Annotated in this window: 19 protein-coding genes; 4 read left to right on the top strand and 15 right to left on the bottom strand. The window is 60.4% G+C overall.

What is annotated here, in order from left to right; genetic code table 11:
* Window positions 1–117 precede the first annotated feature (117 nt).
* From ACWKV5_RS03955 to ccoN (ACWKV5_RS03910), 10 genes are all read right to left on the bottom strand, one after another.
* Window positions 118–528 carry a PIN domain-containing protein gene (locus ACWKV5_RS03955; protein WP_483840247.1) on the bottom strand — a complete coding sequence of 137 codons (411 nt, stop codon included), beginning with the start codon at window positions 526–528 and terminating at the stop codon, window positions 118–120.
* Entirely contained in the window at window positions 528–782 is a 255-nt protein-coding gene (locus ACWKV5_RS03950) for a type II toxin-antitoxin system Phd/YefM family antitoxin (protein WP_483840324.1), read from the bottom strand. Before ACWKV5_RS03950 ends, ACWKV5_RS03955 begins: the two co-directional genes overlap by 1 nt.
* 175 nt (window positions 783–957) lie before the next feature.
* Window positions 958–1,941, bottom strand: coding sequence for a cytochrome-c oxidase, cbb3-type subunit III (gene ccoP, locus ACWKV5_RS03945; protein ID WP_483840246.1), 984 nt, complete (start codon window positions 1,939–1,941; stop codon window positions 958–960).
* Complete coding sequence (locus ACWKV5_RS03940; protein WP_003175465.1) at window positions 1,938–2,123, bottom strand: CcoQ/FixQ family Cbb3-type cytochrome c oxidase assembly chaperone; 186 nt, start codon at window positions 2,121–2,123, stop codon at window positions 1,938–1,940. Before ACWKV5_RS03940 ends, ccoP (ACWKV5_RS03945) begins: the two co-directional genes overlap by 4 nt.
* Window positions 2,124–2,128: 5 nt before the next feature.
* Complete coding sequence (gene ccoO / locus ACWKV5_RS03935) at window positions 2,129–2,737, bottom strand: cytochrome-c oxidase, cbb3-type subunit II (RefSeq protein ID WP_054054085.1); 609 nt, start codon at window positions 2,735–2,737, stop codon at window positions 2,129–2,131.
* Window positions 2,737–4,179 carry a cytochrome-c oxidase, cbb3-type subunit I gene (gene ccoN, locus ACWKV5_RS03930; RefSeq protein ID WP_483840245.1) on the bottom strand — a complete coding sequence of 481 codons (1,443 nt, stop codon included), beginning with the start codon at window positions 4,177–4,179 and terminating at the stop codon, window positions 2,737–2,739. The genes ccoO (ACWKV5_RS03935) and ccoN (ACWKV5_RS03930) overlap by 1 nt, the downstream gene beginning before the upstream one ends.
* 482 nt (window positions 4,180–4,661) lie before the next feature.
* Window positions 4,662–5,615 (bottom strand): cytochrome-c oxidase, cbb3-type subunit III, encoded by a 954-nt coding sequence (gene ccoP, locus ACWKV5_RS03925; RefSeq protein WP_483840244.1) that lies wholly within the window; start codon window positions 5,613–5,615, stop codon window positions 4,662–4,664.
* Window positions 5,612–5,812 carry a cbb3-type cytochrome oxidase subunit 3 gene (locus ACWKV5_RS03920; protein WP_483840243.1) on the bottom strand — a complete coding sequence of 67 codons (201 nt, stop codon included), beginning with the start codon at window positions 5,810–5,812 and terminating at the stop codon, window positions 5,612–5,614. The genes ccoP (ACWKV5_RS03925) and ACWKV5_RS03920 overlap by 4 nt, the downstream gene beginning before the upstream one ends.
* 3 nt (window positions 5,813–5,815) lie before the next feature.
* On the bottom strand, window positions 5,816–6,424 hold the full coding sequence (gene ccoO, locus ACWKV5_RS03915; RefSeq protein ID WP_483840242.1) for a cytochrome-c oxidase, cbb3-type subunit II: 609 nt from the start codon (window positions 6,422–6,424) through the stop codon (window positions 5,816–5,818).
* A gap of 10 nt (window positions 6,425–6,434) precedes the next feature.
* On the bottom strand, window positions 6,435–7,859 hold the full coding sequence (gene ccoN / locus ACWKV5_RS03910; RefSeq protein ID WP_140667107.1) for a cytochrome-c oxidase, cbb3-type subunit I: 1,425 nt from the start codon (window positions 7,857–7,859) through the stop codon (window positions 6,435–6,437).
* A 98-nt stretch (window positions 7,860–7,957) separates the two neighbouring features.
* On the opposite strand from ccoN (ACWKV5_RS03910), the gene ACWKV5_RS03905 reads away from it, so the two are divergent.
* On the top strand, window positions 7,958–8,635 hold the full coding sequence (locus ACWKV5_RS03905; RefSeq protein WP_483840241.1) for an alpha/beta family hydrolase: 678 nt from the start codon (window positions 7,958–7,960) through the stop codon (window positions 8,633–8,635).
* A 204-nt stretch (window positions 8,636–8,839) separates the two neighbouring features.
* Here ACWKV5_RS03905 and ACWKV5_RS03900 read toward each other — a convergent pair whose 3' ends face one another.
* From ACWKV5_RS03900 to acnA, 3 genes are all read right to left on the bottom strand, one after another.
* Entirely contained in the window at window positions 8,840–10,405 is a 1,566-nt protein-coding gene (locus tag ACWKV5_RS03900; protein WP_483840240.1) for a methyl-accepting chemotaxis protein, read from the bottom strand.
* A 103-nt stretch (window positions 10,406–10,508) separates the two neighbouring features.
* Complete coding sequence (locus ACWKV5_RS03895; protein WP_483840239.1) at window positions 10,509–11,300, bottom strand: lysostaphin resistance A-like protein; 792 nt, start codon at window positions 11,298–11,300, stop codon at window positions 10,509–10,511.
* A 152-nt stretch (window positions 11,301–11,452) separates the two neighbouring features.
* The gene (acnA, locus tag ACWKV5_RS03890) at window positions 11,453–14,194 is read right to left on the bottom strand and encodes an aconitate hydratase AcnA (RefSeq protein ID WP_483840238.1); all 2,742 of its coding nucleotides are present in this window, start codon (window positions 14,192–14,194) and stop codon (window positions 11,453–11,455) included.
* A 210-nt stretch (window positions 14,195–14,404) separates the two neighbouring features.
* Here acnA and rlmM point away from each other — a divergent pair, with 210 nt between their 5' ends.
* Window positions 14,405–15,478 (top strand): 23S rRNA (cytidine(2498)-2'-O)-methyltransferase RlmM, encoded by a 1,074-nt coding sequence (rlmM, locus tag ACWKV5_RS03885; protein ID WP_483840237.1) that lies wholly within the window; start codon window positions 14,405–14,407, stop codon window positions 15,476–15,478.
* 106 nt (window positions 15,479–15,584) lie between these two features.
* Window positions 15,585–15,836: a sulfurtransferase TusA gene (tusA, locus tag ACWKV5_RS03880; protein ID WP_007945068.1), complete on the top strand. Its 252-nt coding sequence runs from the start codon at window positions 15,585–15,587 to the stop codon at window positions 15,834–15,836.
* Here tusA and ACWKV5_RS03875 read toward each other — a convergent pair.
* Window positions 15,833–17,242 carry an MATE family efflux transporter gene (locus tag ACWKV5_RS03875; RefSeq protein WP_483840236.1) on the bottom strand — a complete coding sequence of 470 codons (1,410 nt, stop codon included), beginning with the start codon at window positions 17,240–17,242 and terminating at the stop codon, window positions 15,833–15,835. The two genes, tusA and ACWKV5_RS03875, sit on opposite strands and share 4 nt — an antisense overlap.
* Before the next feature lie 335 nt (window positions 17,243–17,577).
* Here ACWKV5_RS03875 and pdxB point away from each other — a divergent pair, with 335 nt between their 5' ends.
* Window positions 17,578–18,720, top strand: a complete 1,143-nt coding sequence (pdxB, locus tag ACWKV5_RS03870) for a 4-phosphoerythronate dehydrogenase PdxB (protein ID WP_483840235.1) — start codon at window positions 17,578–17,580, stop codon at window positions 18,718–18,720.
* 114 nt (window positions 18,721–18,834) lie between these two features.
* Here the strand turns inward: pdxB and ACWKV5_RS03865 are convergent, their stop codons facing one another.
* Window positions 18,835–19,014 carry a PA1571 family protein gene (locus ACWKV5_RS03865; RefSeq protein WP_027921696.1) on the bottom strand — a complete coding sequence of 60 codons (180 nt, stop codon included), beginning with the start codon at window positions 19,012–19,014 and terminating at the stop codon, window positions 18,835–18,837.
* Window positions 19,015–19,088 lie beyond the last annotated feature (74 nt).

Below are 19,088 nucleotides of genomic sequence, written 5' to 3'. Positions count from 1 at the left end.
CTGAAGCTCTAGCACAAGGGTGCGACCTTTGGTCACGTTGGTGGAAATCAACGGACGGTGTAATGACTTGAATCAATTGACTTGTGAATTATGGCCGGTTTTGCAGGGGTGGCGAACTCAATCACCCCATGGGTTGATCAGCGCAACGCCGCTGGATTGAAAATCGCCTGTGTTGCGGGTGACCACCGTCAGCCCGTGAACCAGCGCGGTCGCAGCGATCAGGGCATCGCTTTCATTGGCGCGGTCCGGCACATGCAGACTGGCACAGCGTAATGCAACGGCAGCATCGACTGGCAGGATTCGGGCATCGAAAGCAGGGATTACGTGTCGCTTCAGCCACGTGCGCAATACTTTCCCTTGTACGGGATCGCGTCGCTCCATTCGCAGGACCCCGGTCTCCAGTTCCTTCAGCGTAATGGCTGAAATAAACAGGCGTGGGGTAATGATGCTTTTCGCCCAGGCCACGACATTGGCGTCAGCCTGGGGTTTGCGCAGTTCGGATATCACATTGGTGTCGAGCAAATACATCAGGACAGGTCCACGGGTCGATGAGTGATGACGGCACGCTCGGTTTCGAACTCGATGTCTGCCGCTTCCGGCATCACCAACAAGTCGACAATGTTTGCGTTGTTGCCAGTCAGTTTCTGGTACTCCTCAATGCTTAGCAGTACGTGAGCGGGTCTGCCACGGTCGGTGATGATAACCGGCCCCTGACGCGTGGCTTTTTTGGCACTGCTTGTGTCTTGATTGAATTCGCGGCTGGAAATGGTGGTGATGACCATCATATTTGCCCTCCTGAAAGTTCTTTGTAGAAACGTTACTACTTGCCAGGCTGCCAAGCAACTGCGGTAGCGAAGCGGGGCGCTACCACCGGTCGTGTAGTTAATACGGCTTAAACAAAACGGCCCCGCCAATCTTCATTGGCGGGGCCGTTTTTTGTTGCTTCAAGCGTTTGCTTTACTGAGCGTCTGCCGCCGGAGCCTTCTCACCGTGAGACAGGCTGTAGACGTAAGCGGCCAGTAGGTGAACCTTGTCGTTGCCTTGCAGCTGCTCTTGCGCAGGCATCTGGCCCTGACGGCCGTAACGGATGGTCTGCTGCAGTTGAGCGAAGCTCGAACCGTAGATGAACGCGGCCGGATGGGTCAGGTTAGGCGCGCCCATTGCTGGCGTACCTTTGCCTTCCGGACCGTGGCAAGCCACGCAGTTGGCGGCGAACAGCTTCTGGCCTGCAACCGGATCAGCCTTGGTGCCTTCCGGCAGTTTGCGGCCATCGAGGTTCGTCAGGACAAAGGCAGCGACGTCGGAAACGCCTTGCTCGCCGATCACGTCAGCCCACGCCGGCATGACCGCGTGACGGCCGCCCATGATGGTGGTCTTGATGGTGGCCGGCTCGCCGCCCCAGCGCCAGTCGGCGTCAGTCAGGTTAGGGAAGCCGTAGGCGCCTTTGGCATCGGAACCGTGGCAGACCGAGCAGTTGGAGGCGAACAGACGGCCACCCATCTTCAAGGCTTGCGGGTCTTTGGCGACTTCTTCGATAGGCATGGACGCGAACTTGGCGAAGATCGGGCCGAACCGGGCGTCCGACTTGGCCATTTCCTTTTCCCACTCGTGAACGCCGGTCCAGCCGGTCTGGCCGTTGGCGAACGCGGTCTGCTTCTCGTTATCGAGGTAGTTGTAACCCGGCAGCAGGCCTTTCCAGTTGCCCAGGCCCGGGTACAACACCAGGTAGCCCAGGGCAAAAATGATGGTGCCCACGAACAGCATGAACCACCATTTTGGCAGTGGGTTGTCGTACTCCTCGATCCCGTCGAAGGAGTGGCCAACCGTTTCTTCCGTCTGCTCGGCGCGCTGACCCTTGCGGGTAGACAGCAGCAGCCAGGTCAAGGCGAAGATGGTGCCGAGACTGAGGACTGTGACGTACAGACTCCAGAACGTAGTCATTCTTTGTTACTCCTAGAAGCTTGCTCGACGTGCTTGATGGCTTCGGGATCATCCGCGAAAGGCAGCAAGGTCGCGTCTTCAAACTCCGACTTGCGCTTGGGGCTGAACACCCACAACGCCAGACCGATGAAGGCCACCATCACGACAACGGTGCCCAGGCCACGAATCATCCCGATATCCATCTAAATCACCGTTTGCTTTTGATGATGGTGCCCAGGCCTTGCAGATAGGCCACCAGCGCGTCCATTTCGGTTTTGCCCTTCACAGCATCCTTGGCGCCGGCGATGTCTTCGTCGGTGTAAGGGACGCCGAGCGTGCGCAAGACTTCCAGTTTCTTGGCGGTGTCTTTGCCGTCGAGCTTGTTTTCCACGAGGAACGGGTAGGCCGGCATTTTCGACTCAGGCACTACGTTGCGCGGGTTGTACAAATGCGCACGCTGCCAGTCATCGGAGTAACGACCGCCGACGCGGGCCAGGTCCGGACCGGTACGCTTGGAACCCCACAGGAACGGGTGGTCCCAAACGCTTTCACCGGCAACGGAGTAGTGGCCGTAGCGTTCGGTTTCAGCACGGAACGGGCGGATCATCTGCGAGTGGCAGCCGACACAACCGTTGGCGATAAAGACGTCGCGTCCTTCGACTTCAAGCGCAGGACGAGGCTTCATGCCTTCGACCGGCTTGTTGGTGACGTCCTGGAAAAACAGCGGAACGATCTGGGTCAGGCCGCCGATGCTGACGGCGATAACCATGAAGAAGGCCAGCAGGCCAATATTCTTCTCGACTGCTTCATGCTTCATCAGTGAGCTCCAACTACAGCAATCTGAGCGGCGGCTTCGGCTTCAGCCGGGTTCGAGGCACGTACGGTACGCCATACGTTGTAGGCCATGAACAGCATGCCGCTGGCAAAGAACGCACCGCCCAGGGCGCGAACGATGTAGCCAGGGTGGCTGGCTTGCAGCGCTTCGACGAACGAGTAGGTGAGGGTGCCGTCATCGTTGATTGCACGCCACATCAGACCCTGGGTGATGCCGTTGACCCACATCGAAGCGATGTACAGAACGGTACCGATGGTCGCGAGCCAGAAGTGCGTGTTGATCAGGCCCGTGCTGTGCATCTGGGCGCGACCGAACAGTTTCGGGATCATGTGGTAGATCGCGCCGATCGAGATCATCGCTACCCAGCCCAAGGCGCCGGCGTGTACGTGGCCGATGGTCCAGTCGGTGTAGTGAGACAGCGAGTTGACGGTCTTGATGGCCATCATCGGGCCTTCGAAGGTCGACATGCCGTAGAACGCCAGCGACACGACCAGGAAGCGCAGGATCGGGTCGGTGCGCAGCTTATGCCAGGCGCCCGACAGGGTCATCATGCCGTTGATCATGCCGCCCCAGCTCGGAGCCAGCAGGATGATCGACATTGCCATGCCCAAGGACTGAGCCCAGTCCGGCAGTGCGGTGTAGTGCAGGTGGTGCGGACCGGCCCAGATGTACAGGGTGATCAGCGCCCAGAAGTGCACGATGGACAGGCGATAGGAGTAGATCGGACGCTCGGCCTGCTTCGGCACGAAGTAGTACATCATCCCTAGGAAGCCGGTGGTCAGGAAGAAACCTACGGCGTTGTGGCCGTACCACCACTGGATCATGGCGTCAGTCGCACCCGAGTAGGCCGAGTAGGACTTGAACAGGCTGACCGGCAGCGACATGTGGTTGACGATGTGCAGCATCGCGGTCACGACGATGAACGCGCCGTAGAACCAGTTACCGACATAGATGTGCTTGGTCTTGCGCTTGACGATGGTGCCGAAGAACACCAGACCGTAAACGACCCAGACAATGGCCAGCAGAATAGCCAGGGGCCATTCCAGTTCCGCGTATTCCTTGGTGGTGGTGTAACCCAGCGGCAAGGTAACGATCGCGCCGATGATCACCGCTTGCCATCCCCAGAAGTGGAAGGCCGCGAGGCTATCGGAAATCAGTCGCGTTTGGCAGGTTCGCTGCACGACGTAATAAGAAGTGGCAAACAGTGCACAACCACCGAAGGCGAAAATCACCAGGTTGGTGTGCAACGGGCGTAAGCGTCCAAAAGTCGTCCACGGCAGACCGAAGTTCAATTCCGGCCATACAAGCTGTGAGGCGATGAAGACACCGAGCCCCATGCCAAGGATCCCCCAGACCACCGTCATGATGGCGAACTGGCGGACTACCTTATAGTTATAAGCAGTCGGACTGATTGCTGTGCTCATTCTAAGGTTCCACGGTTTGGGTGTTTTATTAGGAGTAAAAATCGGCCGCAAGTATGGAGAAAGCAGGGGGTCATTGCAACGCGCCATGACCTGGGTCAATGCTTTCAAAAGCTGATTCTGCGGCCTTTCCATGCGCCGCGTAAGGACAAAATCACCCAAGGGCAAAATGTCGCGGCGGACGAAAATGAGGAGGGGGTCCGGTCAGTTGTAACGGGGTGTGTTCAAACACAACGATCGGGTGACCGACGGCAATTGTCGCGACAGCCGGTATCTACCAGCCTTTGCGGCTTGTCATCGAACAGAATCGTCGAACACATCGGCTAAAAACGACCTGGAACCGGCTCATGCCAGTCCGCACCGAGCAAGCTTAGACCCGAATCTGGTGAACCGAAAGAAAGAGCGGGGGGAGGGTGCGACAATGGGTCGCAAAGAGGCAGGGAACTGCCGCATCCGGGAGAATGCGGCAGCAGAGCGGTCGAGAATTATTCCTGCTTGCCTTGAGCCTGCAAACGCTCGGTGCCGGCACCGTGAGACAGGCTGTACACGTAAGCGGCCAGCAATTGCACCTTATCGTTGCCGAGCAATTCGTTCTGCGCCGGCATATGGCCCTGGCGGCCATGACGAATGGTCTGTTGCAGTTGCGCCAGGCTTGTACCGTAAATAAAACCGGCCGGGTGCGTCAGATTCGGCGCGCCCATGGCTTCAGTGCCCTGGCCGTGTGCCCCATGACAGGCTACGCAGGTGGTGCTGAACAGTTGCTGTCCAGCTTGCAGGTCGGCGCCGCTGTCGGCAGACAACGGCAGACCGGCCAAGTCGTGACGCACATATGCGGCGACATTCTTCACGCCGGACTCACCGAGGATTTCACCCCAGGCCGGCATCGCGGCCATGCGCCCGCCCATGATCGTGGTTTTGATCGTGTCGGCCGAACCGCCCCAGCGCCAATCGCTGTCCGCCAGGTTCGGGAAGCCAAATGCACCCTTGGCATCCGAGCCGTGGCACACCGAACAGTTGGACGCAAACAGGCGCCCGCCCATTTTCAGCGCTTGCGGGTCCTTGGCCACTTCTTCCACGGGCATCGCGGCGAATTTGGCGAAGATCGGCCCGAACTTCGCGTCGGCCTTGTCCATCTCCTTTTCCCATTCATGCACGCCGGTCCAGCCGTTTTCATAGCCCGGCAGAATGCCTTTCCAATTGCCCAGGCCCGGGTAAAGAACCAGATATCCCACGGCAAACACCAGCGTGCCGGCGAACAGCATGAACCACCACTGCGGCAGCGGGTTGTCGTACTCCTCGATGCCGTCGAAGCTGTGGCCCATGGTCTGGTCGACGCTGCCCTTGGTTTCGCCCTTGCGGGTGCCGATCAGCAACCAGGTCAGGCCGATCAGGCTGCCGATAGTCAGTACGCAGATCCACGTACTCCAAAAGGTGGTCATGGCCGGGTACTCCTTGTTTCAGGTTCTTGGGTGGCGTCATCGGGTGTCGGTTCGTCGGCGAACGGCAGCAGGCGCGCTTCGGCGAACTCCGGGTTGCGCTTGCTGTTGAACACCCACAGCGTCAGGCCGACGAAGGCCACAAACACCACGACCGTGCCCAGTCCGCGGATCATTCCACTGCTCATTTCAATGACCATGGCTCACCTCTTGCTCTTGATAGCGGTGCCGAGCACTTGCAGGTAAGCGACCAAGGCGTCCATTTCGGTCTTGCCCTTGAGCGAGGCCGTTGCCCCGGCGATGTCAGCGTCGGTGTACGGGACACCCAAGGTGCGCATGGCGCGGATTTTGGTTTCGGTGTGGCTGCTGTCGAGCTGATTGGCCACCAGCCATGGGTAGGCCGGCATTTTCGATTCCGGCACCACGTTGCGCGGGTTGTACAAGTGCGCGCGGTGCCAGTCTTCCGAGTAGCGACCGCCAACCCGCGCCAGGTCCGGCCCGGTGCGTTTAGAGCCCCACAGGAACGGGTGATCCCAGACGCTTTCACCGGCGACCGAATAGTGGCCATAGCGTTCGGTCTCGGCCCGGAAGGGGCGGATCATCTGCGAGTGGCAACCAACGCAACCTTCGCGGATGTAAATGTCGCGACCTTCCAGTTGCAGGGCGGTGTAGGGCTTCATGCCTTCCACCGGTTTGTTGGTCACGTCCTGAAAGAACAGCGGGACGATCTGGGTCAGGCCGCCGATGCTCACGGCCAGCACCATCAACAACAGCAGCAGGCCGACGTTTTTCTCGATTGTTTCGTGTTTCATGGCGGACTCCTCAAGCCATCTGCGCGGCAGCGGCGACGTCGGCAGGCTGCGAGGCCCGTACGGTGCGCCAGGTGTTGTAAGCCATCAGGAACATGCCGCTGAGGAAGATCGCCCCGCCCACCAGTCGCACGATGAAACCTGGGTGGCTGGCCACCAGGGTTTCGACGAAGGAGTAGGTCAGCGTGCCGTCTTCGTTGATTGCGCGCCACATCAGGCCCTGGGCGATGCCGTTGACCCACATCGAGGCGATGTACAGCACGGTGCCGATGGTGGCGAGCCAGAAGTGCGCGTTGATCAGGCCGATGCTGTGCATCTGCTCACGGCCGAAGATTTTCGGGATCATGTGGTACAGCGCGCCGATGGAAATCATCGCCACCCAGCCGAGTGCCCCGGCGTGAACGTGGCCGATGGTCCAGTCGGTGTAGTGAGACAGCGCGTTGACCGTTTTGATGGCCATCATCGGCCCTTCGAAGGTCGACATGCCGTAGAACGCCAGCGACACCACGAGGAAGCGCAGGATCGGGTCGCTGCGCAACTTATGCCAGGCGCCTGAGAGCGTCATCATGCCGTTGATCATCCCGCCCCAGCTTGGCGCCAGCAGGATCAATGACATCACCATGCCCAGGGACTGTGCCCAGTCCGGCAGTGCGGTGTAGTGCAAGTGGTGCGGACCCGCCCAGATGTACAGGGTGATCAGCGCCCAAAAGTGTACGATCGACAGGCGATAGGAATACACCGGGCGTTCGGCCTGTTTCGGCACGAAGTAGTACATCATCCCGAGGAAACCGGCGGTGAGGAAAAAGCCTACGGCGTTGTGCCCGTACCACCACTGGACCATGGCGTCGGTCGCACCGGAATACACCGAGTAGGACTTGGTGAAACTCACCGGCAACTCAAGGTTGTTGACGATGTGCAAAATCGCCACGGTGATGATGAACGCACCGAAGAACCAGTTGCCGACGTAGATGTGCTTGGTCTTGCGCTTGGCCAGCGTGCCGAAGAACACGATGGCGTAGGCGACCCAGACGATGGTGATCAGAATGTCGATCGGCCATTCCAGCTCGGCGTATTCCTTGGAACTGGTGTAACCCAGCGGCAGGCTGATCGCCGCCAACAGGATTACCAGTTGCCAGCCCCAGAAGCAGAACGCGGCGATTTTCGGCGCGAACAGCTGCGTCTGGCAGGTGCGTTGCACCGAGTAGAACGAACTGGCGAACAGCGCGCAACCGCCGAACGCGAAGATCACCGCGTTGGTGTGCAGCGGGCGCAACCGCCCGAAACTGGTCCACGGCAAATTGAAGTTGAGTTCGGGCCAGACCAACTGGGCCGCGAGAAAAACCCCGAGCCCCATGCCGACGATGCCCCACACCACCGTCATAATGGCGAATTGGCGGACCACCTTGTAGTTGTAGGCGGTACTGATAGAAGTGTTCATGGTTCCCCATCCACGGTTCAGCTGAAGTGAAGTCGTCTGCGCAAGGCAATGACGCTCCCTTCGGCCGGAGTTATAGGCAGACTAAAAGCGAGGCAAGCATGGACAAACAGCACAAGGCCGGTATTGACGGGGATCAATGGGCGCAGTGCGTGCGGGAACACGGATGGCTCTGGAACGCTGCTTCGAAACCGGGTTCACCGACACTGATCCTTGCCCATGGCGCCGGTGCGCCGATGGACAGCGGCTGGATGGACGACATGGCGGCACGCCTCGCCGATCAAGGCGTCAACGTGGTGCGCTTCGAGTTTCCGTACATGGCGCAACGGCGTGTGGATGGCGGTAAACGACCACCGAATCCGGCGCCGAAACTGCTGGAATGCTGGCGTGAGGTGTATGCCGTGGTGCGACGCCATGTCACTGGGCCACTGGCCATCGGCGGCAAGTCCATGGGCGGGAGAATGGCGAGTTTGCTGGCGGATGAATTGGGGGCGGATGCGTTGGTGTGTCTGGGTTATCCGTTTTACGCGGTGGGTAAACCGGAAAAACCTCGGGTTGAACATTTGGCGGGGTTGAAGACGCGGACGTTGATTGTGCAGGGCGAGCGCGATGCGCTGGGTAATCGCGAGGCTGTCGAGCGGTATGTGTTATCGCCGAGCATCGAGATGATGTGGCTGGTGGCGGGGGATCATGATTTGAAACCGCTGAAGGCTTCGGGGTTTACCCATGAGCAGCATTTGTGGGCTGCGGCGCAGAAGATTGCCTCATTCCTTCGGTGAGATTTTCAGTGCCTGTCCGGGCCTCTTCGCGAGCAGGCTCGCACACATTTGATTTCCGGCACACCCCCAATTTGTGTTTACAACAGATCCCCCTGTGGGAGCGAGCCTGCTCGCGAAGAGGTCGGGACTGGCACCATCACTTTCAAATTGGCAACAAAAAACCCGGAAGCTTTCACTGTCCGGGTTTTTTCATTCCAACAACGATCAGCGATTAAACCGCTCCACCAACGAATACTGGGTATTCGCCGTTTTCGTCAGCTCTTCACTCAACAGCGCCGAGTTCTGTGCCTGTTCCGAGGTCTGGTCCGCCAGTTGCGAGATATTGCTGATGTTGCGGCTGATCTCCTCAGCCACCGCACTCTGCTCTTCAGTCGCGGCCGCAATCTGGGTGGTCATGTCGGTGATGTTGGCCACCGCTTCGCTGATGCCCACCAGCGCCTGATCCGCTTCCAGTACCCGTGCCACACCTTCTTCGGCCTGACGATGCCCGGCTTCCATGGTTTGCACGGCGGTGCTGGCGGTCTGCTGCAGCTTGGCGATCAGGGCATGGATCTGCCCGGTGGATTCGCTGGTGCGTTGCGCCAGTTGGCGAACTTCGTCGGCCACCACCGCAAAACCACGGCCCATTTCACCGGCGCGGGCCGCTTCGATGGCGGCGTTCAAGGCCAGCAGGTTGGTCTGGTCGGCGATGCCTTTGATCACATCGACCACGCCGCCGATTTCGTCGCTGTCCTTGGCCAGTTGAGTCACGGTCAGGCCGGTTTCACCCACTACCACCGACAGGCGCTGGATGGCTTCGCGGGTTTCCCCTGCGATGTCGCGGCCGCGACCGGTCAGGCGATTGGCCTCCTGGGTGGCGTCGGCGGTGCGCTGTACGTGGCTGGCGACTTCCTGAGTGGTGGCGGCCATCTGGTTGACGGCGGTGGCCACTTGCTCGGTTTCGACGCGCTGACGTTCCAGGCCGCTGGAGCTGTTGTGCGCCAGGGTATCGGACTGTTTCGCTTGTTCGGTCAGGTGCTCGGCGGTGTCCTGCAGACGGGTCAGGCAGGTTTTCAGGCGGGCTTCCTGACTGAGGATCGACATTTCCAGGCGCGCCTGGGCGCCGCGGCTGTCGGTGTACATCTGCGCGATCAGCGGGTCGGAGGTGGTTTGCCCGGCCAGGACCAGCAGGCGCTTGAGACCACGCTGTTGCCAGCTCAACCCCATCAGGCCCAACGGCACCGACAGGCCGGCCGCCAAGGCAAAGCCCCACTGTGACGTCAGCGTGGCACCGATCATGAAGCTCAATTGGCTGACCAGAATGAACGGCAGCCAGTCCTGAAGCACCGGCAGCCATTTATCCGTCGATGGAATGGCGGACTTGCCTTGGTTGATGCGTTGGTAAAGCGCTTCGGCACGCTGGATCTGTTCGGTGGTGGGTTTGATCCGCACCGACTCGTAACCGATTACCTGGTTGCCCTCGAATACCGGCGTCACGTAGGCGTTGACCCAATAGTGATCACCGCTCTTGCAGCGATTCTTGACGATGCCCATCCATGGCAAGCCTTGCTTCAGAGTGCCCCACATGTGCGCGAACACGGCGGCCGGAACGTCGGGGTGACGGACCAGATTGTGCGGTGCGCGGACCAGCTCCTCACGCGAGTACCCGCTGATCTCGACGAACGCGTCGTTGCAGTAAGTGATCACGCCCTTGGCATCGGTGGTGGAAATCAACCGTTGCTGTGCCGGGAAGGTCCGTTCGCGTTGGGTAATGGGCTGGTTGTTACGCATGGCTTTTTCAATCCGCAAGGCTTTGACAGGTTGTCGGCGGTGCCAGGAATTAGTTGAAATTATTTTTCAATAATCAGCGGTGCGTCGCAAAACGAGCATTGCCTCAACTCGCGAGCATCGGATAGGTGAACAGCGTGAAGTGCAGCAGGTTCAGACCGAAATGGGTGGCAATGGCGGCACCCAGACCGCCAAAACGATAGGCCAGGCCATAACCGACACCGGCCAGGGTCGCCAATAGCACCCATTGCCAGCCAGCGCCCACATGCACCAGACCGAACAGCAACGACGCGAGCAGCAGCGCGAGGTTTTCGCCGTAAGGCAGGTGTTTGAACCGACGGCTCAGGCCACCCTGGAAGTAGCCACGAAACAGTGCTTCCTCGACCACCGTGACCAACAACAGATTGTTCAGCAGCCACAGCCAGGCTTGATCCGGCCACTTCGGCGCCCAACTGATCATGCCCAGCAACAACGCGCCACCCAAGGCCAGTACGGCACTCAGCGTCAGGGCGAGGGCGGTGGCGTAAACGCCAAGGCGCCAGGAGCGCCGGCCGACAATCCATGGGCAAACCAATAACAGCCAGAAGCCGATCAGCGGTTTGTCCTGATTCAGGTACATGGAAAACGGCACGGCATCAGCGGTGAGGTATTGAGGGGCGATCGCGCGTCCGTTGAAGAAGCCCGGGAGCAAGTGCATCGCCAGCGCCAGGGTCAGGATGATGAACAGGCCGTGGCCGAGGTAGCGGGCAATCGGGAGTTTTTGTTGGCGGACGGCAACACCGGCCGCGATCAGCAAGGCGATGGTGATCAAGGCCATCCAGCTGAGTTGGCCGTAGGTCAAGGCGAGGCCGAAGCCGAGGGAGAGTAAGGCCAGGTAGGTCCATGGCAGGGCGATCATTGAGCATCCTTATTAGGCAAAATTCTGCGGCATACCCCGGCCCTCCTACAGGGGGGGGTGGTGTTGGGCATGCAAAAGCGGCGGCGGATTATGGGACGCTAGCGGCACAAATAAAAACACCGCCCGAAGGCGGTGTCTGTGGCAGCGGGCGGTTACGCTGTTATCAATTGTCGCAACACATAATGCAAAATCCCCCCGGACTTGAAGTACTCGACCTCATTGAGCGTATCGATCCGGCACAGCACGTCGATCTTTTCCTTGCTGCCATCTTCACGGGTGATCACCAGCGTCAGGTTCATCCGCGGCGTCAGCTCCACGCCGGTCAACCCGAGAATATCCAGGGTTTCCCTGCCCGTCAGGTTCAGACTCTTGCGGTTCTGGTCCAGTTTGAACTGCAACGGCAGCACGCCCATGCCGACCAGGTTGGAGCGGTGAATCCGCTCGAAACTTTCGGCGATGACGGCTTTCACGCCCAGCAGATTGGTGCCCTTGGCCGCCCAGTCGCGGCTTGAGCCCGTGCCGTATTCCTGGCCTGCGATGACCACCAGCGGCGTGCCTGACGTTTGATAACGCATGGCTGCGTCGTAGATCGGCATTCTCTCCATGGTGGGAATGTAGAAGGTGTTGCCGCCTTCCTCGCCGCCAAGCATTTCGTTGCGGATACGGATGTTGGCAAAGGTGCCGCGCATCATCACTTCATGGTTGCCGCGACGCGAGCCGTAGGAGTTGAAGTCCCGCGGTTCCACACCCTTGTCGCGCAAGTACTGACCGGCCGGGCTGTCGGCCTTGATATTGCCGGCGGGGGAGATGTGGTCGGTGGTCACCGAGTCGCCCAGCAGCGCCAGCACCCGGGCCCCGGCGACGTCCTTGACCACCGGCGGCGGGCCGCCGATGTCGTCGAAAAACGGCGGATGCTGGATGTAGGTCGAATCGTCCTGCCACACATACGTCGCCGCTTGCGGCACCTTGATGGCTTGCCATTGCTCGTCGCCGGCAAACACTTCGGCGTATTCCTTGTGGAACATCGACGTGTTGACCTGATTCACCGAATCGGCAATTTCCTTGCTGCTCGGCCAGATGTCGCGCAAATACACCGGATTGCCATCCTTGTCGTCGCCCAACGGCTCACTGCTGATGTCGATGCGCACCGTGCCGGCCAGCGCATAGGCGACGACCAGTGGCGGGGAGGCCAGCCAATTGGTTTTCACCAGTGGATGCACGCGTCCCTCAAAGTTGCGGTTGCCCGACAACACCGACGCAACGGTCAGGTCGGCGGCCTGAATGGCTTTTTCAATCGGCTCCGCCAATGGCCCGGAGTTGCCGATGCACGTGGTGCAACCGTAGCCGACCAGCGCAAAACCCAGTTCGTCGAGATATTGGGTCAGGCCCGCCGCCTTGTAGTAGTCGGTGACCACTTTGGAGCCGGGCGCCAGCGAACTCTTGACCCACGGTTTGCGCTTGAGGCCTTTCTCCACAGCCTTTTTCGCCACCAGGCCGGCCGCCATCATCACGCTCGGGTTGGAGGTGTTGGTGCAGGACGTGATGGCGGCAATTACCACCGCGCCGTTTTTCAGTCGATAGGTCTGACCGCCGTGTTCGTAATCGGCTTCACCGGCCAGGTCCGCGTTGCCCACCGCGACACCGCCGCCGCCCTCGCTTTCCAGGCGTCCTACTTCCTTGCTGGTGGGTTTGAATTGCAGGTCGATGAAGTCCGTGAACGCCTGCGCGACATTGGGCAGGGAAACACGGTCCTGCGGACGTTTCGGGCCGGCGAGGCTGGCTTCGACGCTGGTCATGTCCAGCGCCAGGCTGTCGGTGAATATCGGTTCCTTGCCTGGCAGGCGCCACAGGCCTTGTGCCTTGCAGTAGGCCTCGACCAGTTTCACCGTTTCCGGTGGTCGACCGGACAGGCGCAAGTACTCCAGCGTCACGTCATCCACGGGGAAGAAGCCGCAAGTAGCTCCGTATTCAGGGGCCATGTTGGCGATGGTCGCGCGATCGGCCAGCGGCAGGTCGGCGAGGCCGTCGCCGTAGAACTCGACGAACTTGCCGACCACGCCTTTCTTGCGCAGCATCTGGGTGACGGTCAGCACCAGGTCAGTGGCAGTGATGCCTTCCTTGAGCTTGCCGGTGAGTTTGAAACCGATCACTTCCGGAATCAGCATCGACACCGGTTGGCCGAGCATCGCCGCTTCCGCTTCGATCCCGCCGACACCCCAGCCGAGCACGCCGAGACCGTTGATCATGGTGGTGTGGGAGTCGGTGCCGACCAGCGTGTCGGGAAACGCGTAGGTGCGGCCATCCTCGTCCTTGGTCCAGACCGTGCGGCCGAGGTATTCGAGGTTGACCTGATGGCAGATCCCGGTGCCCGGCGGCACCACGCTGAAGTTGTGGAAGGCGCTCTGGCCCCAACGCAAGAACGCATATCGCTCACCATTGCGTTGCATCTCGATGTCGACGTTCTGCTCGAAAGCGCTGGCGCTGCCAAACTTGTCGACCATCACCGAGTGGTCGATCACCAGGTCCACCGGCGACAGCGGGTTAATGCGCTGCGGGTCACCACCGGCCTTGGCCATGGCGGCGCGCATGGCGGCCAGGTCGACCACGGCGGGAACGCCGGTAAAGTCCTGCATTAACACGCGGGCGGGGCGGTACTGGATTTCGCGGTCGGAGCGACGCTCCTTGAGCCACGCGGCAATCGCCTTGAGGTCGGCGCCGGTGACGGTTTTTTCATCTTCCCAGCGCAGCAGGTTTTCCAGCAGTACTTTCAACGACATGGGCAGCTGGTCGAGATCACCGAGGCTCTTGGCAGCATCGGGCAGACTGAAATAATGGTAGGTTTTGTCGTCGACTTGCAGGGTTTTAAGGGTTTTCAGGCTATCGAGGGACGGCATTGAAATGACTCCTTTGAGCCCGCACGGCTACGGGCTGACGGGACGGACAGAGCTCTTAACCTAGCCCTGTTTGGACGTTAAGGCTAATAACTGGACTCTATGGTGAAGTCCGAGGTTCCGAACTCGGCTATCATGCGCCGGTTTTCGTGACAGGCTTTGCTACAGGGCAAGTTTGCGCATCGATTCATTGCCGATTGCCCAGGAGATTCAATGAACACCCTCTTTATGCATTGCCGGCCGGGCTTCGAAGGCGAAGTCTGTTCCGAGATTGCCGAGCACGCCGCCCGCCTGAACGTGGCTGGTTATGCCAAGGCCAAGACCGCCAGCGCCTGCGCCGAGTTCATCTGCACCGAAGAAGACGGCGCTGAGCGCTTGATGCGTGGCCAGCGTTTCGCCGAGCTGATCTTCCCGCGCCAATGGGCGCGCGGAATCTTTATTGATCTGCCGGAAACCGACCGCATCAGCGTGATCCTCGCGCACATGGCGGACTTTCCGCTGTGCGGCAGCCTGTGGCTGGAAATGGTCGACACCAACGATGGCAAGGAACTGTCGAACTTCTGCAAGAAGTTTGAAGGTCACCTGCGCAAGGCGCTGATGGCCGCCGGCAAACTGGTGGAGGATGCGCACAAGCCGCGCCTGCTGCTGACGTTCAAGAGTGGCCGTGAAGTGTTCATGGGCCTGGCCGAGTCGAATAATTCGGCGATGTGGCCGATGGGCATTCCGCGCCTGAAGTTCCCGCGTGAGGCGCCAAGCCGTTCGACGCTGAAACTGGAAGAGGCGTGGCATCACTTCATCCCGCGCGATCAGTGGGATGAGCGTCTGCACAGCGACATGACCGGCGTTGATTTGGGCGCTGCCCCCGGCGGCTGGACCTGGCAACTGGTCAATCGCGGGATGCTGGTGACCGCCATCGACAACGGTCCGATGGCCGAAAGCCTGATGGACACCGGTCTGGTGCAACACTTGATGGCCGACGGTTTTACCTACAAGCCCCGGCAGCCGGTGGACTGGATGGTGTGCGACATCGTCGAGAAACCGGCGCGCAACGCCGCGATGCTGGAAGAGTGGATTGGCGAGGGGCATTGCCGGGAAGCGGTGGTCAACCTCAAACTGCCGATGAAACAGCGCTATGCCGAAGTGAAACGCTTGCTGGAACGCATCGCCGAGGGCTTCAAGGAGCGCGGCATTCGGGTTGAGATCGGCTGTAAACAGCTGTATCACGACCGGGAAGAAGTGACGTGCCATCTGCGTCGGCTGGACGTGAAGAAACCCAAGTCCCGCTGAAACAGGCAGGTCAATGTGGGAGCGAGCCTGCTCGCTCCCACTGGTACGGTGTCCACCACAGATGATTTTAAAAGCCGACAATGCCGGCCAGTTTCAGGAGTTAATCATGAGTGAAATGCTTGATACGCCGGTAGACGGCACCCTCGACGCCACCGGCCTCAACTGCCCGGAACCGGTCATGATGCTGCACCAGCACATCCGCGACCTGGTGCCCGGCGGCCTGCTCAAGGTGATCGCGACCGATCCGTCGACCCGTCGCGACATTCCCAAGTTCTGCGTGTTTCTGGACCATGAACTGGTGGCGCAGCACGAAGAGGCAGGCACCTACCTGTACTGGATCCGCAAGAAACTCGCTTAACCCGCCGAATGACTGATGCGGATCCGCTTGCGTGCACTGCGCGCCAGGCGGATCGACAGCATCAGCGCCGCGCAGCTCAAGCCCACGATCAAACCTTGCCACAGCCCGCTCGGGCCACTTGGCGCACCTAGCCAATTGGTCAGGCCCAGTGCGTAACCCACCGGCAAACCAATCCCCCAGTAAGCGAACAGGGTCAGGATCATTGTTACCCGCGTGTCCTGATACCCGCGCAATGCGCCGGCTGCCGTCACCTGAATGGCATCGGAAAACTGGAACAGCGCCGAGTACACGATCAACATCGCGGCCACTCGAATCACCGTCGGGTCAGCGGTGTAGATCGCTGCAATGTGCTCGCGCAGCAACAGCATCATGCTCGCGGACAGGCAGGCATACGCCAGCGCCGTGCCCATGCCGACACCGGCGGCGAAACGCGCCTCGCGTGGTTCCTGTCGACCGAGGGCCTGGCCGACCCGCACCGTCACGGCCATGCCGAGGGAGTAAGGAATCATGAACACCAGCGAGCTGAAGTTCAGGGCGATCTGGTGGCCGGCCACCACGGTGGCGCCGAGGCTGCCGATCAGCAGCGCAATGACGGCAAAGATGCTCGACTCGGCGAACACCGCGATCCCGATCGGCAGGCCAATGCCCAGCAAGCGCTTGATCACCGACCACTGCGGCCAGTCGAAACGGCTGAACAACTGGCTCGACTGATACGCCGGCGCCCAGCGTTCCCAGCCGGCCATGCCCAGCGCCATTACCCACATCACAATCGCCGTGGCCCAGCCGCAGCCGACACCGCCCATGGCCGGCACACCGAAGTGGCCATAGATGAAGATGTAGTTCAGTGGAATGTTCAACGCCAGCCCGCACAGGCCCAGTACCATCGCCGGACGCGTACGGCCCAGGCCATCACTGAAGCAGCGCAACACATGGTAGAAGGCGACGGCGGGCAAGCCGCTCGCGATGCCGTGCAGGTATTGCATGCACGGGCCGATCAATTCGGGATCGACCTTCATCATGTGCAGGATCGGCTCGGCGCTGAACAGCATGCCGGTCGCCATCAAACCCACCACCAGAGCCAGCCACAGTGCCTGACGCACAATCGGCCCGATTTCGCTGTGGGTGCCGGCGCCAAAGCGCTGGGCGACTTTTGGCGTGGTGGCCAGCAAGGTACCGGTCATCAGCAGAAACACCGGGACCCAGATGGAGTTGCCCAGTGCGACCGCCGCCAAGTCCCGAGGCCCCACCCGGCCCGCCATCACCGCATCGACGAACCCCATGGCAGTGGTCGCCAGCTGCGCGATCATGATCGGCAGCGCCAGGGTGAGCAGGTTTTTCAGCTCCAGGCGAACCCGGGCCGGGCGGGTGAGGGTGGTAGCGGCAAGGCTGTCGGTCACGGAATTCAAAGGCGAAACGTCCAAAGGTGTTGATGCGCAAAGCGATGCATTCTACGCCCTGACGCAGTGGTCAGGAAAAGTCCTGTGTTAGGGATTTGTAATCGCATTCCGGACGTTGCGAGATTCCCTGTGGCGAGGGGGCTTGCCCCCGTTGGGTCGCGAAGCGGCCCCAAAACCTGCATACGAAGTCTGCCTGACAGACCGCAGCAATGACTTCACGACTGCTTCGCAGCCGAACGGGGGCAAGCCCCCTCGCCACAGGGGACTGTCAAGGGTTGTGTAATGCCCGCTGGCCCATCTCATCCTTCTCCGCCTACACTGCCGATCCGCCAAAGGAGCCTGCCATGCTGATTGTTGCCGACGAAAATATCCCGCTGCTCGATGCCTTCTTCTCTGGGTTCGGTGAAATCCGCCGGGTGCCAGGACGTTCCATCGACCGCGCCACCGTCGAACACGCCGATGTGCTGCTGGTCCGTTCTGTGACCAACGTCAATCGCGCCTTGCTCGAAGGCAGCAACGTGCGCTTTGTCGGCACGTGCACCATCGGCACCGATCACCTGGACCTGGATTACTTTCAGCAAGCTGGCATCACCTGGTCCAGCGCACCCGGCTGCAATGCCCGGGGCGTGGTCGACTACGTGCTCGGCAGTCTGCTGACCCTGGCTGAAATCGAAGGCGCTGACCTGACTCGGCGCACCTATGGCGTGGTCGGTGCCGGCGAAGTCGGCGGTCGTCTGGTCAAGGTCCTGCAAGGTCTGGGCTGGAACGTGCTGGTGTGCGATCCACCCCGGCAGGCGGCTGAAGGCGGTGATTTTGTCAGCCTCGAACAGATCATCGAGCAGTGCGACGTCATCAGCCTGCACACGCCTTTGAAGAAGCACGGCGCGCAGTCGACCTGGCATCTGTTCGATAAAAAACGCTTGGGCCAGCTCAAGCCTGGCACTTGGCTGATCAACGCCAGTCGTGGCCCAGTCGTCGACAACGCCGCCCTGCGGCAGGTGCTGCTTGAGCGCGAAGACCTGCAAGCGGTGCTCGACGTCTGGGAAGGCGAACCTGAGGTCGACGTGGCGCTGGCTGAACTGTGCGTGCTGGCGACGCCGCACATTGCCGGTTACAGCCTTGATGGCAAACAGCGCGGGACGGCGCAGATCTATCAGGCGTATTGCGAGTTTCTCGGACAGCCGGCTCAGGTCAGCCTGAGTGATTTGCTGCCGGCGCCGTGGTTGTCGCAAGTGACCCTGCATGCGCAGGCTGATCCGGCGTGGGCGCTGGCCATGCTGTGCCGTGGCGTGTACGACCCGCGCCGTGACGATGCGGATTTTCGCCGCAGTCTTGTAGGTAGTGTGAACGAACAGCGTGCGGCGTTTGATGCATTGCGCAAGCATTACCCGTCGCGTCGGGAGATTGATGGATTGCAAGTGCGGATTGAGGCGGATTCGGCTGAGTTGCGCAGGATTGTCGCGGCGTTGGGGGCTTCGCTCATCTGAACACCGGGTTGGCCCCATCGCGAGCAGGCTCGCGATAGCCGCACCGCCATTTCCAGATAAGCACCCATAAAAAACCCGGCCAACCAGGGCCGGGTCAAGAAGACGGTGGCTATATCACTCTTGTTCGGCAGGCTTGACCAATCGCTTTTCCAGTTCGCTGCACGCTTTCTGGATCATGTCTTCAGTGATCGGTACTTCACGCCCATCGGCATCGATAATCGAGCAACCCAGAGACTGGTCGGGCTGTGTGCGGATCACTTGAATCTTGTCTTCGCTGCTGTTTTGCAAGGACATGGCCTGTCTCCTCTTCAGGTGTGTGCTTACTTTAGAACCTTCAGGTGACCGGGCTATGACAACTCCCTGCGATC

It is taken from the genome of Pseudomonas oplopanacis (assembly GCF_057128725.1).
The sequence above is the reverse complement of the archived record's forward strand: the minus strand, read 5'-3'. Positions and strand labels throughout refer to the sequence as shown.